12 protein-coding genes are annotated in these 13,542 nt (G+C 63.0%); 11 read left to right on the top strand and 1 reads right to left on the bottom strand.

The annotated features are described in order from the left end of the window. Positions 1-25: 25 nt before the first annotated feature. From ACU0AG_RS10995 to ACU0AG_RS10965, 7 genes are all read left to right on the top strand, one after another. On the top strand, positions 26-2,014 hold the full coding sequence (locus ACU0AG_RS10995; RefSeq protein ID WP_482782324.1) for a ParB/RepB/Spo0J family partition protein: 1,989 nt from the start codon (positions 26-28) through the stop codon (positions 2,012-2,014). 167 nt (positions 2,015-2,181) lie between these two features. Further along, entirely contained in the window at positions 2,182-3,123 is a 942-nt protein-coding gene (locus tag ACU0AG_RS10990; protein WP_482782323.1) for an ArdC family protein, read from the top strand. Positions 3,124-3,134: 11 nt separating this feature from the next. After that, the gene (locus tag ACU0AG_RS10985; protein WP_482782322.1) at positions 3,135-3,557 is read left to right on the top strand and encodes a hypothetical protein; all 423 of its coding nucleotides are present in this window, start codon (positions 3,135-3,137) and stop codon (positions 3,555-3,557) included. Between the two features lie 302 nt (positions 3,558-3,859). Beyond that, positions 3,860-4,813: a DUF2493 domain-containing protein gene (locus tag ACU0AG_RS10980; protein ID WP_482782321.1), complete on the top strand. Its 954-nt coding sequence runs from the start codon at positions 3,860-3,862 to the stop codon at positions 4,811-4,813. A gap of 122 nt (positions 4,814-4,935) precedes the next feature. Then, positions 4,936-5,397: a DUF6878 family protein gene (locus ACU0AG_RS10975; protein ID WP_482782320.1), complete on the top strand. Its 462-nt coding sequence runs from the start codon at positions 4,936-4,938 to the stop codon at positions 5,395-5,397. A gap of 10 nt (positions 5,398-5,407) precedes the next feature. Beyond that, a complete protein-coding gene (locus ACU0AG_RS10970) occupies positions 5,408-5,836 on the top strand; it encodes a DUF6915 family protein (RefSeq protein WP_482782319.1) in 429 nt (142 codons plus the stop codon). 303 nt (positions 5,837-6,139) lie between these two features. After that, positions 6,140-6,529 carry a single-stranded DNA-binding protein gene (locus ACU0AG_RS10965; RefSeq protein WP_482782318.1) on the top strand — a complete coding sequence of 130 codons (390 nt, stop codon included), beginning with the start codon at positions 6,140-6,142 and terminating at the stop codon, positions 6,527-6,529. A 115-nt stretch (positions 6,530-6,644) separates the two neighbouring features. On the opposite strand, the gene ACU0AG_RS10960 is transcribed toward ACU0AG_RS10965, so the two are convergent. Next, positions 6,645-6,872, bottom strand: a complete 228-nt coding sequence (locus ACU0AG_RS10960) for a DUF6437 family protein (RefSeq protein ID WP_482782317.1) — start codon at positions 6,870-6,872, stop codon at positions 6,645-6,647. A 348-nt stretch (positions 6,873-7,220) separates the two neighbouring features. On the opposite strand from ACU0AG_RS10960, the gene ACU0AG_RS10955 reads away from it, so the two are divergent. The 4 genes from ACU0AG_RS10955 (at position 7,221) to mobF (ending at position 13,508) form a co-directional block, all read left to right on the top strand. Further along, complete coding sequence (locus ACU0AG_RS10955) at positions 7,221-7,442, top strand: hypothetical protein (protein ID WP_482782316.1); 222 nt, start codon at positions 7,221-7,223, stop codon at positions 7,440-7,442. 462 nt (positions 7,443-7,904) lie between these two features. Continuing rightward, on the top strand, positions 7,905-8,234 hold the full coding sequence (locus ACU0AG_RS10950; protein WP_482782315.1) for a hypothetical protein: 330 nt from the start codon (positions 7,905-7,907) through the stop codon (positions 8,232-8,234). After that, entirely contained in the window at positions 8,224-10,554 is a 2,331-nt protein-coding gene (locus tag ACU0AG_RS10945) for a type IV secretion system DNA-binding domain-containing protein (protein WP_482782314.1), read from the top strand. The genes ACU0AG_RS10950 and ACU0AG_RS10945 overlap by 11 nt, the downstream gene beginning before the upstream one ends. Before the next feature lie 44 nt (positions 10,555-10,598). Beyond that, on the top strand, positions 10,599-13,508 hold the full coding sequence (mobF, locus tag ACU0AG_RS10940) for a MobF family relaxase (protein ID WP_482782313.1): 2,910 nt from the start codon (positions 10,599-10,601) through the stop codon (positions 13,506-13,508). Positions 13,509-13,542: the final 34 nt, after the last annotated feature.

The following is a 13,542-nucleotide window of genomic DNA, read 5'->3' as shown; positions in this document are numbered from 1 at the left end:
GGGCTCACAATCAGGAGTGTGTCCCATGATCAAGTCGATCCCGCTGAACAAGCTTGTTCAGTCCACCCGCAATGTCCGCCGTCACGGCGATCCAGCCGCCGATGCCGAACTCAAGGCCAGCATCGCTGCCCATGGGCTGCTGCAGAACCTCATCGTCCGGCCTGCCGCGAAGGGCAAGTTCGAGGTCGAAGCCGGCGAGCGGCGGCGCCGCGCAATGCTTGCACTTGCAGACGAAAAGATCCTCGCCCGCGATCACGAAGTCACGTGCCTCGTGCTCGAGGACAGTGCCGAAGCCGCGGTTGAGACCAGCCTTGCGGAGAACTTCCACCGCCTAGCCATGAACCCCGCCGATGAAGCCCAGGCCTTTGCTGCTCTCGTCTCAAGCGGTGCAACTGTCGAAGATGTTGCCCGCCGCTTCGGCCTGACTGTCCGTTTCGTTGAAGGCCGCCTGCGTCTCGCGACGCTCGCGCCCGTCGTCTTCGAGGCACTGGCCTCCGGCCAGATCACTCTCGACATCGCCAAGGCCTTTGGCGCGACCTCGGACCAGGAAATCCAGGCCCGCGTATTTGAGCAGGTTTCCTCGGCCTACTATGCGCCCAATCCCGACAGCATCCGGCGCATGGTCCTGTCCGGCACTGTCCGGGGCAGCGATCCCCGGGCCCGCCTTGTCGGCCGCGACGCCTACATCGCCGCCGGCGGTCGGATCGAGCGCGAACTGTTCGACGACGATGACAGCGAATCCTGGGTCGATGTCGCCTTGCTCGAGAGCCTCGCGGCGGCGAAGATGGAAGAACAGGCGAAGGCGCTCGCAGCCGAACAGGGTCTCGCCTGGGTCAAGCCCACGCTTGATCCCTATGCCAGCCACGATCTGGTCGAAGGGCTGGTCCGGCTTCCTGCAGAACCGGCGCCGCTCACCGAAGCGGAACTGGCGAAGCTCGACGAACTCGATGCCTCCTATGACGAGCACGCGGCAATCCTTGACGACGAGGACAGCGCCGAAGAGGCTGTGGCGGCGGCCGAAGCGGCAATCGAGACCATCGAACGCGAATGCCAGGAAATCCGGGCCCGGCCGCCCGTCATTGCGGCCGAACTCAAGGCCGAAGCAGGTATGATCCTGGTGCTCTCGCGCGATGGCACGCCGGTTCTCCAGCCGGTGTTCTACGGCGAGCGTCAGACTGAACCCGCTGAAGCCGACAGCGGGATCGAAGTCATTCCGGGCGATGACGGTTCGGACAGGCGCCGGACCACCTTGTCCAAGCGTCTGGTCGACGAACTGGCCATGCAGCGCCGCGATGTTCTGGCACTGCATGTTGCCTCTGATCCAGGGCTTGCGCTCGACGTCATGGTCTTCACGCTGGCTGATGCCGACACGCCCGACTGGCGGGCGCGGGCCGCGACCACGCTGCGCGCGCCTGTTCCGGCAGGCCCGATCCTCGGCTTCGAAGCCAAGGATGCGCCGGCGAGCAGCGCGCTTGCCGAGCTCAGGTCCAGTCTCGACGAAAGCTGGCGTGCCGATTCCGAGGCGACGTCCCGCTTCGATCTCTTCCGTGCGCTGCCCGATGACAGCCGCGCCGCCTGGCTGGGCTACGTCGTCGCCCGTTCGCTCGAGGCAAGCCTCAACATGGCCGGTGAGCGTCAGTTGCCATTCCAGGACCATCTCGGCAGCCTGATCGGTATCGACATGGCGCAGTGGTGGCGCCCGACGGCGGCCAATTACTTCGACCGAGTGTCAAAGCAGGTGATCCTCGACGCGTTGACCGACGTCGGCGGTCTCGAGCTTTCCTCGCGCTTTGCTTCGGTCAAGAAGGGCGATCTCGCGATGAGTGCCGAGCGCGTCTTTGCTGGCACCTACATCACAGAAGTCGAAGTGCGCGAGAAGGCTCTGTCATGGGTACCTGAGGTCATGCGCTTCGCTCGCCCTACGCCGGAGGCGGGCGAAGCCAACATCGACGCAAGCGACGCTGAGTCGGGTACCGACGGCGAAAATTATACCCCCCGCGAGCTGGCCGCCTGACCTCCTCCTGACAGGCAAGGCCACTCGTACCTCGAGAAGCGGTCCTTCGGCTTACGCCGGAGGGCCGCTTCCTTTTTGGAAGCAGAGCAGAGGGGGCCCGTGAACCTGTGGCACTGACCGGCGAACCTGTCGCCGACTGTCCAGATGCCTCAATCAGGAGAACCATCATGGCCTATCGCAAGGAGCAGGGCGGCGGCTTGTCGCCCGCCGCCCGTATCACCCAGGAAATCATCGCCCGTCTGGAAGCTGGCACAAAGCCGTGGATCAAGCCGTGGCGCGGTGTCCCGGTCTCCCGGCCCTTGCGGGCCTGCGGGATCCCGTACCGCGGCATGAACGTGTTCTGGCTCTGGATGGTCGCCGACATGTGCGGCTACGCCTCGCCATTCTGGATGACCTACAACCAGGCAAAATTGCTCGGCGCCCAGGTCCGCAAGGGCGAGAAGTCGACCATCGCGATCTTCTACAAGAGCTACACCAAAGAGGTGGAAGCCCCCGATACCGGCGAAAAGGCCGACGAAGCCCGCCGGGTGCTCAAGGCCTATCCGGTCTTCAATGCCGATCAGGTCGAAGGTCTGCCCGAGCGCTTGCATCCGGCCGCGACGTTGGAGCTGGTCGAGCCTGAAGGGCGCGAGGCCGACCTCGACGCCTTCTTCGCTGCCATCCCCGTTCATCTGCGTCACCAAGGCTGCGAAGCCTATTACGAACCTACCAGCGATCGCGTCACGATGCCGCCGACGAGCCTGTTTTCCGGCTTTGACCACTACTATGCCACGCTCGCCCACGAGCTGTCGCACTGGACCGGCCATACCAGCCGACTGGGACGTGATCTCAAGAACCGCTTCGGCACGGCGGCCTATGCCGCCGAAGAACTGGTAGCCGAACTATCGAGCGCCATGCTCGGCGCTGAGCTGGGGCTGCCGGTCACGCATCTCGACAGCCACGCGAGCTACATCGAGCATTGGCTCAAGCTTCTGAAGGATGACAATCGCGCGATCCTGACCGCTGCCGCCAAGGCTGAGGAGGCGTCGACCCTGCTGCTGAAGCTTGGCGGAAGGGTCATGCCCGAACAGTTTGACGACGCGTCAGACGACGCTGCGCTCGCGGCTTGAGGGAGGATATCATGGGCCGATCGGTCAGCTATCCTAGCGGCGCAATCGTCGCATTCACGGTTCTCGAGGTCGAAGCCGAGGACGACTGGGAATTTGAGTACGAATGGCTGCGCGAGGATCTGCGCGAACGGGCATCCAGAGCCTTTCCGTCCCTGATCCCGCATGACGCCTGGCGCGGTCGGGAGGACCGGACCCTCTTGCGCAATGCCTATGCGGATTTCGGCGTATCGGTCTATGGCGGGCTGGTGGCCGTCTGGATCGTCGAACGCGATGACGGGGCCTATTGGGACGCCGATTGGCGCACGGCCCGTTCACCCCGCGCACAGCGCTGGCTGTCCCAGATTGCATCCCGGTTCGATGCCATGTTCGGCGACTACGATTGCCTTGGGCATATGTCGAACGGCGAGGGGGTCTACACCAAGCGCGCAGCTTGAGCTCCGCGAGTTGGTCACGCCCAGAGCTTTGGGTTGCCGTCCCTGACTGAGCTTTGCCGACCGCTCATGGTCTGTTGCCATGCGAGAGAGGCCCTGGGCCAGCCGACAGCCTTGCGCAACCCGGCTTGGGCGGGCCCGTGTTGGCCGTCGCCCTTCAGGCTCAAGGCCTGCCCGCGCCAGCCCGCCAAGCCGGGTTTCCCCTGACGGGTGCGCAATCCTGCCTGAATGCTGACCCTGACGGGCTCTCGCTGGCGCAGCCATGAACGGGTGCGTCGGCCTCACGTCAGTCAGGAGGATACCCCATGCACACGTCATTTGCCGACCAACTCGCCGGGTTCGATCTTGCCGGTTTCTCGATTGGACCAGCTCCCGTATCGACAAGCGATTTCCCAGTCCGGGAGGCGGTCGTCCAAACTCTCGAAGCGGTCTGGTCTGATCTTTTCGCCATGGTGTCCGGGACAGCTCTCGAAGCCGACGCCGAGGATCTTGGCTGGGCTTTCGTCAACATCTTTCACCGCTCGGCCGAACGCAAATCGACGGCCCTTGACCGGGCGACCGACGAGGTCCGCGCGCTGATTTCTACGGCCGATGGATCCGAGGTCCACACCCATGAACTCGAGACGCAGATCGAGCGGGCGCAGTGCGCCGAAAGTGCCATGCTGGCGCTCGAAGAGATGCGCGAGGTCGCAGCAGCCCTTTACCTCAATGAGTTCGGGTCATCGTGGAAGCCGGTCTCCAGTTCTCGCTTCAATCACAGTGTCATGCTCACCTCCGCACTGGTCGAAGGGCGCGACTTCTTGCGTGCCCGTGCCGAGGCTAAGCGCCGTGCGGCAGTGCCCGAAGGAACCCCGGTCGTCTTCGCTGGCGGACGCACCCGCCATGCGACCGAAGACGATGCTCTGACCTTTGGTAACAACGTCTGGGCCACGCTCGACAAGGTCCGCGACCGCGTCCCTGACATGGTGCTCATCCACGGCGGCGACACCAAGGGCGTCGACCGTTTGGCATCGAGCTGGGCTGAACGTCGCGGCATCCCGCAGGTCACGTTTTCGCTCGATATGCGCCTCGGCGCCCGTGCCGGCTTCAAGCGTAACGAGCGGATGCTCTCCCTCGATCCGCGCTACGTCATCGCCTTTCCGGGCAATGGCGTACTTGAACGTTTGGTGATCGAGGCCAAGACTCGGCGGATCACCGTTGTCGATCGCCGCGGGCCCCTTGGCACCAATCCGAAGAGCACTTCGGCAGGGACTGACTGAGGTCATGCCGATCCTCGCGCCAGCGCCAAATCGGCGCTGGCGTCATCCATCAGAGGAAAGGCGCGCGCCTGTCGTTTGGAGCCAGCGAATAGCCGTTGGCTTCATTCACCAGGAGGCATTCCATGATAAATATCGAGGCCGTGATGGCCGATTTTGTCGTCCGGCAAGCGGAGCGGCAGGTGCAAGTTGCCGAAGAAATCCAGCAGCTCAAGGCAGCCATTCTTCCGCGCTTGCAGCACGCTGGCATCGCCCGCGTCGAGATCCGCTTTGATGGCTGCGGCGACAGCGGTGCCGTTGAAGAATGTGCATGCCTCGATGCAGCCGGCGCGGCGATCCCGTGCCCGGAAGTCTCCCTCATGGAAGGCGAAGCAGACAGCGTTGATCGTGCCGGTTCCGAAGAGCTGCAATCACTCGGACAAGCTCTCGAACAGCTGACCTATCTGGCACTCGAACGCCACCATCCAGGCTGGGAGATCAACGATGGTGCCTGCGGCGAACTCGTGATCGATGTGCCTGAAGCGACCTTCGTGCTCGACTGCAGCCTGCGCTTCATCGCGACCGATGATCATTCGACCGAGCTCTAGGAGATCAGGCATGGCCCACTGCTACTACCACGCTCTCTCGTCGGTCCGGAAATGGGGCGGCACGGTCGATGACTATCTCCCGCTGCACCAGTGGTTCGACCAGTCGAAGGCAATTCTCGCAGACCCCCGTCACCGCGCGCTGCGGCACCATGCCGAGGGGACATTCATGCTGGAGGCGATCTTCGGCGAGACCCTCGTCAATACCGATGGCCGCGTCGTTCCGGTGCGTCTGGTCGGCGAACAGCACGTACGCGAAGACCTGGGCTCGATCCCCTCCTTTGCGGACTGGGCGCGCTTGATCACGCCGCAGGCCTGGATGCTGCGAGGCAACCCTCTGGATGGCGCTGAAGGGGTGACGATCGATATGCCTCTCCCCGGCGAAGCAGTTGCGTCCAGGAGTGCGCCACCTGCTGGAGGAGCGGTCCGTACCGAGATCTAGAAAGGGGTTCTCCGGTGGGTGGCTGGCGGGGGAATGATCCGGCCAAGACCGGAGGGAAACGAGGCAGGGCTGACCTGTTCAGGACATCCGGCTCCACCCGGCTTCGATACAAACCTGTCCCTGAATCACCCCCCGTCGAGACGCGCAACCCGGATCAGGTCCGGCCGAGTTGCCGGGCCGTGCCCGGCTGCCCGCACCACCCGGACCAGTTCCGGGTTCCCCTCCGGTGCGCTTCGCCGCGGGGCGCTTCTGCTCGGGTTTGCAGCCGGGATGGACCCGGAATGCTCGATCAGGAGAAAGCCCATGACCAATCTCGTTATCCTCGTTGGCCGCATCGCTCGCGACCCCGAAACCCGCACCACCCAGGGCGGCACCAGCATCACCTCGATCTCGGTCGTGACCGACCGTCCTGCCCGCAAGGATGGCAAGACCTACAAGGACGAAAACGGCTACACCGCCAAGGACAGCGAATTCCACCGGATCACCTGCTTCAACGGCCTGGGCCAGAACGTCGCCAAGTACTGCACCAAGGGCCAGCTCGTGACGGTCGAAGGGCGCATCCACTACACCCAGTGGGAGGATCAGAGCGGCACCAAGCGATACGGCTGCGAGATCATCGCCGACAAGGTCGACTTCCTCACCAAGAGCCGTTCGGGCAGCAACGAGGGCGCGCCGGACATCGACGAGGACTGAACGTCTTTCCCTCACGACAAGGCCCCGGTGGCAGACGCCATCGGGGCCTTTTCTTTTGCTCTGGTCCTATGCGGCGGCGCGGGGCATCGAACCCCTTGCCGCCGCCGGGTTGGGCTTACGCGGGAGCTATCCGCTTCAGCGTTTCCTCGATCCCGAGTGCCATTGCTCCTCGCACGATCTGACGCAGTTGCGCTGGTTCGATCGTCTCGGCGCCGCACTCGATCAGAATGTGGCCAAGGACGAGGGCAGCCTCGTCGCGGAGTTTTGCTTCCTTGGCCGCCAGTTCATCGCGCTGTTCCCGGAGCTTCTTCAAGGCATCGACCGGATTGTTCTTACGGGGCATGTCATTCCTTTCCGCCCCCTTGGTTTGTGATCCCTCGAGAGCGCATCTGCCACCGCGCGCCGGGTGTAGGAAAACGAGAAAAGCGGAGCCCGCCCGCAACCGTCCGGTGCAAACCGCGAGGGTAGAGGGGCTGGCTCACGGAATGCCCAGCATGATGTCCGTCAACATGCCGCCTCAAGGACGGCAGGGCCCCACCATTTTGCCGGAGAAGGGATGAATCCCTCCCCCGACAAAATCGTTTCCCCCACCGCCGCTGACGCGGCCGCGCAGGAGCGCGGTCCCTGACCCGTCGTGTGCACGAACATCGCACTTTCTCCTGTCGTTCGAGACAATCTCAGGAGGATCATCATGGCTTATTCTGCACCTTGCACCGCTTCATCCCGCAGCTACTTCGAGGCCCTGGAGCTCGCCGAACGCAGGGCACTGCATAGCTACTTCGATCAGCACATCGTGGCAGACGAAGAGCTCGGATATATCGCCCTCGATGAAGGCGACTACTGCGCTCTGCCTGCACACCTGGCAGCACGTGTCGTCCACACCATTCACGGATCGATGCTGGATGAATTCTGACGCCGGAAAGGGTGGGAGCCGGGAACGGTTCCTGCCCTTTTATTTTGCTCGCCGTCGGTTCGTTTCGATTCATAAGCGGGCCCGATGAGCGGGGTGCGGGCATCGGCGCCCGCACGCGCTTTGGTTCCGCGCTATCGAGGCTCTTCATTCCCTCCTGCATGTCCGGCGAAGTGACCGGATCACCCTCTCGCAGCTTGGTAGAGTGAGCACACCGTACGCAGTGACACTGCTGGATTTAAGGAAGCTTTTTCAGAGTGATAGGCGAAATTTCAGGGCTGGTGTCAAACCAATTCAATCGCGAAGCATGCTTCAGATTCGCGATTTGCGGGCAAATCGAATCCAGTTAAACCATTGATAGTATTTGCATATTCCGCGATTGACAGGCTTATGTTCCTGATTTATTCTCATTCTTGTCTTCCGCAAGATCGAACCGGGTTCGCAAGGGTCAATAGGACCCCGAACATGGATCGGCATCTCAGTCTTCAGACCTACGTTCCCCGCCCACTTGCTGACTGGATAAAGGGCAAGGCCCGGGACCAGCAGGTCTCCGTCAGCATCGTCATTCGCGACCAGTTGATCGACGCATGGCAGCGTGAAAACGAAGCGCGAAAGCGGCCTGCGGCCCTCGACCCGGTACGGCAGAACCTCTTCATCACGGTTGCCCTCGATGCGCTCCTGGCCAGCCATACCGATGGTTCGTTGAGGCAGCGTACGCACGACGCCTACAACCGTCGTCTCGCCCGTCTCGGACTCAGCGCCTCCACGCCCGAAGGAGGCAGCGATGAAGCGTAATCTCCTCAATTTCACCCGCGGCAGCCAGCTCCTCGGACACTTCGGTTTCATGTTCGCAGCGGGGCTCAAAGGCCCCCTGCTGGTGACCTTCCTGGTCAGCGCCTGGCTTTGCTATCTCGAGGTGACGTCCACGCTCAGCGATCACCAGGTCTATCTCGCCTGGATGCATGTCTATGCCTCCGGCTACGCGTTCATGGAGTTCGATCCCGGCAAGCTGGTGGAACTCAACATGGCTGGTGGCGGAACTGTCCGCCTTCCTCTCAATGTCGTGCGCGATTTTCCGCCCATGCGCGAAGCCTGGAGTGCACTCGGTGGTGCCATCCGGCGCGGTATCGGGCTTTCGGCGCTTGTCCTGATCCCGGCCTTTGCGGCCTTCTGGTGGTTCGCGGAGCGGTTCGGAGGCAAGTCCAAGGAGCGTAAGCACGAGCGCGGGGCGATGCTCGTCACGCTGGACGAACTCGAAGCGGAGATCGACCGGCACAATCGCGCCGAGCGTGCCCGCGAACTGCACGCAGCGCTAGGATGGAAATGGCGTTTGGCAGGCACAGCAGCGACCGAGGAAGCCGGCTTCTACAGTCCGGCACATCTCGCGGGCGTATCCTGGCCGTGGCGTCTTGAGCAAAGCCATACCATGCTGATCGGCACCACTGGCACCGGCAAGACCGTTGCCCTCAGCCAACTCCTTGCCGAAGGCCGGGCACGCGGACAGCGGGCCGTTGTTTTCGATCTCACCGGAGCCTTTATCGAGACCTTCTACGATCCGACCCGCGACATCATTCTGAACCCGCTCGATGCCCGTTGCCCGAACTGGAGCGTATTCAACGATTGCACCAGCGAAGGCGAATTCCATGCCGCAGCCGAGGCGCTGGTTCCGCACGATGGCGGTGGTTCCGAGCAGTTCTGGGTGCTCGCAGCCCGTATGCTTTTCGTTGAAATGTGCCTGCATCTCCAGCGCACCGGTCAGGCCAGCAACCAGGCGCTTGCCACTCGGCTCATGACCGCCGACCTCGCGCAGGTGCACAAGCTTATGCGTGGCACCATTGCCGATCCGCTGACAGCGCCAGAAGCCGCGCGCATGGCGGAATCAATCCGCGCTGTGTTTAACGCCAACGCCAAGGCACTGAAGCTGCTACCCGCTAAAGGCCCGCGCTTTTCGGTACGGGACTGGATCCGCGGCAGCTCCCAATCGGGCTCAATCCTGTTCCTCTCCGCACGCTACGTCGACATGTCGATCTGTTCGCAGTTGCTCACCTTGTGGCTCGACACGGCCATGAACACGCTGATGACCATGGAGCGTACGCCCGATCTCAGGGTCTGGTTTCTGATCGACGAACTCGGCGCGTTGCACCGGCTGCCCGCCCTGGAGAAAGGCCTGCAGACCGCGCGCAATTTTGGCGGCGCGATCGTCACTGGCGTCCATGCCTTTGCCAAGCTCAAGGAGGTCTACGGCGAGAACATGGCGATGACCTTATCGTCGCTCGCGCGCAGCAAGCTGATCCTCGCCACTGCGGACCGGGAAACGGCAACCTGGTGTTCCGACTTCATCGGTCATCGCCAGGTCCGCGACATGGAAGAAGGGTACAGCTACGGTTATAACAATGCCCGCGACGCCGTCAGCCTGACGCCCCGTCGCCAGATTGAGCCGTTGCTGCTGCCCGATCAGTTCATGAACCTGCCGAGGCTCTCGGGCTACCTCAAGTTCCCCGACGGATTTCCTGCCGCTCCGGTCACGCTTGTCCCGCGCCGCTGGCCGCGGATGGCCGAGGGATTCATCGCGCGGGAGCTCCGGCCTGGCCCAGGGGCACACGCGGCGGATGAAGATGGCGGGGATCCCTCGGCATGGGCCTCCTTGCCTGCCGAAGCTGTTGACGGCGCCCCGGCCGCGAATGACGACGGCGCCGGCAAGCCGGTCGTTCCCGAGCAGTTGAAGTTGGACTTTCAGCGTGTATCCGGTTCGCCGACTGACGCCGCGCATCTGCCTGAAGAGCGGTTGTCCGAAGCCTCTGCACAGGTCTTGCAGGGCGCTCGCGAACAAGCCCATGTCGAAACATCGGCCGAAGCGCTCACGAGTTCTGGGCCGGCTACAACCTTGCCTCCCGGGCCGCTTCTTTCCGGTAGAAGTGAAGCGACCGATGAGACGCAGCCATCCCCCGATGGGAAAGCGTCAGCACACGGAGAAAAGCCAGCTTCAGGCGATCCGAAGCCAATCGCGGTTCCGCGATCACAGGACAGCCCGAGCCCCCGCGAACGGGCCGAACGGGACCTGTTGGAGGGCGGCGTCGAGAGCGGGGCGCAAGACTTCTACGAACCCGACCTTTGAGGGCACCACAGCAAGGGGGCACCTTGCTTGAAGGACCATAAGCCATGCTCTCGGTTGCCAATATCCGGTCCGCGTCCGGCGCAGCCAGCTACTTTGCTGCTGACAATTACTACGCAAGCGCAGACGCGGATCGCTCAGGCCAATGGGTTGGGTCAGGAGCCGATGCCCTTGGCCTTTCCGGAGCGGTCGATGCCACAGTCTTCGACAAGCTCCTCAAGGGCGAGCTTCCGGATGGCACCAGGGTTGGTCACGAAAACCAGCACCGAGCCGGCACCGATCTGACCTTTTCCCTGCCCAAGAGCTGGTCGGTCCTCGCTCTAGTCGGCGGCGACAAGCGGATCATCGAGGCCTACCGCGAGGCCGTGGTGGAAACGCTCCAGTGGGCCGAGAAGAATGCTGCAGAGACGCGTCTCGTCGAAAACGGGAAAGTGCGGACCGTGCAGACCGGCAATCTCACCGTGGCGCTGTTCCAGCACGATACCAATCGCAACCAGGAGCCCAACCTCCATTTCCATGCCGTCATCGCCAACGTCACGAAAGGTGCCGATGACAAATGGCGGACGCTGAAGAACGACCGGCTCTGGTCACTCAATACGCTTCTCAACAGCATGACGATGGCGCGCTTCCGTCTCTCGGTCGAGAAGCTCGGTTATGAAGTCTGTCCTGTCGGCAAGCACGGGAACTTCGAGGCGGCGGGCTTTTCTCGCGACCAGGTCATGGCCTTCTCCACAAGGCGGCAGGAGGTGCTGGACGCACGCCGCGGCCCGGGCCTTGAAGCGGGCAAGATCGCTGCCCTCGATACCCGCAGCGCCAAACAAGCCGTCGCCGATAGGGGCGCCCTGACGGCGGATTGGCAGGACCACGCCCGGGCAGCAGGGCTCGACCTGAAGGCCATGATTGAACGAGCACAGGGTCACTCGCATTCCTCGCAGGACGCACCCGCGGCTGGCACCAGCCTGATCGAGCGCGGCAGGGCCTGGCTCAGGGACTTTGCCGAGCGCACCAGGGGCAATCCTGCCGATCCACTGATCCCGGCTCACGTCCTTAAGCAAGACCGCAAGACCATCGCCGCAGCCCAGGCTACAGCGTCAGCGGTACGCCACCTCTCGCAGCGCGAAGCGGCCTTTCCGCGCGAGGCCCTGTTCAAATCGGCGCTGGATTTTGGTCTGCCGACAACCATTGGCGCCATTGAGCAGCGGGTCAGCTCGCTGGTCCGTTCGGGCGAACTCGTTCCAGGGTCAGGTGAACACAAGGGCTGGCTGACCTCGCGTGATGCGCTCGCGAGCGAGCATCGCATTCTCGCCGCGGTCGAAGCCGGGAGGGACGCCGTGGCCCCCGTTCTCGGGAGCAATGAGGCAGGGGCACGGGTCAAGGCCGTCGCTGCCATCAATCACGGCATCGACCTTAATGGTGGCCAAGAAGCGGCCGCCCGCCTGATCCTCAGCTCGACCCACCGGACAATCGCCATCCAAGGTGTCGCCGGTGCGGGCAAGAGCAGTGTTTTAAAGCCCGTGGCACAGATCCTCGGCGAGGAAGGCAAGGAGATCATCGGGCTCGCCGTCCAGAACACCCTGGTGCAGATGCTGGAGCGCGACACTGGTATTCGCTCGATGACTTTGGCGCGCCTGCTCAAGAGCTGGGCACCGCTGCTGGAGCATCCTGGAAATCCTGGCTTGATGGCCGAGGCGAGAGCCGCATTGGGCGACCGGGTCCTCGTTCTTGATGAGGCCTCGATGGTCTCGAACAGCGACAAGGAGCGTCTGGTCACGCTGGCCAATCTGGTTGGCGCGCGCAGGCTTGTACTTGTTGGCGATGCCCGCCAACTCGGCGCGGTCGATGCCGGCAAACCCTTTGATCTCGTCCAGAAGGCCGGTATCGCGCGCGCTGAAATGACGACCAATCTGCGCGGCCGGGATCCGCAACTGCGTCTGGCCCAGGCTGCTGCGCAAACGGGTGACGTGGAAACCGCACTTGGTCATCTCAAGAACTCGACGATCGAGACATCAGGCGACAGCGCTTTGACGGCTGCCGAGCAATGGCTCCAGCTTGCGCCGCTAGAGCGGGAGCGGACCGCGATCTACGCCTCGGGTCGGGCCTTGCGAACCGCGGTGAACGAAGCTGTTCAGCGGGGGCTTAAGGCCAACGGTGAGCTCGGCAAAACCTCGCTCGACCTGACCGTACTGTCACGGATCAATGCAACGCGTGAGGAGCTCCGATATGTCTCGGCATACCGTCCGGGCATGGTCCTCGATGTTCGGAGCCCCGAAAAACATCAGCGGCTCCCACGCGGCGAATACAAGGTCGACAGGATCGACGAGACAACGCGCGAGGTGTTCCTCGTCGATGACAAGGGTAAGGCACGAACCCTTCGGCCGAGCCGGATCCGTCCCGGTGCGAAGGACGATCGCCTTGTGCTCTTCGAGGAGAAGCGGCTGTCGATCCATGCCGGTGACCGGATCCGGTGGACCGAGAATGATCATCGCCGAGGGCTGTTTAATGCCGACCAGGCGAGGATCGAGACGGTCGAAGGCTCGCGAGTGACTGTGGTGACCTCTACGGGCCTGCGACACGAGTTGGAGCGCACCGACCCGATGCTCAGGCGGCTCGACCTCGCTTACGCGCTCAATGCCCATATGGCGCAAGGTCTGACGTCGGATCGAGGCATTGCCGTCATGGACAGCCGGGAGCGCAATCTGGCCAACCAACAGACCTTCCTCGTGACCGTGACCCGGCTGCGGGACCATCTGACCCTTGTCGTCGACAGTACCGACAAGTTCGGGAGGGCGGTTTCGCAGAATAGCGGGGAGAAGACCTCGGCGCTGGAAGTGACCGAGCGTCTGCGCGAGGCTGCAGCGAAAGGCCAGGCTGCCGGGTCACCAAGCAAGGAGGATCATTCCAAAAAGCCGCCAGAACTGGTCAAGGAGCGTACCAAGCCATTCGAAATCGGTATTTAATCTCTGCGAGGTTGAGCCTGGACCGCCGGACATT

Source organism: Erythrobacter sp. RANMB8 (genome assembly GCF_056848235.1).
Note: the sequence above shows the minus strand (reverse complement) of the source record. Positions and strands in the feature narration are given on the sequence as shown.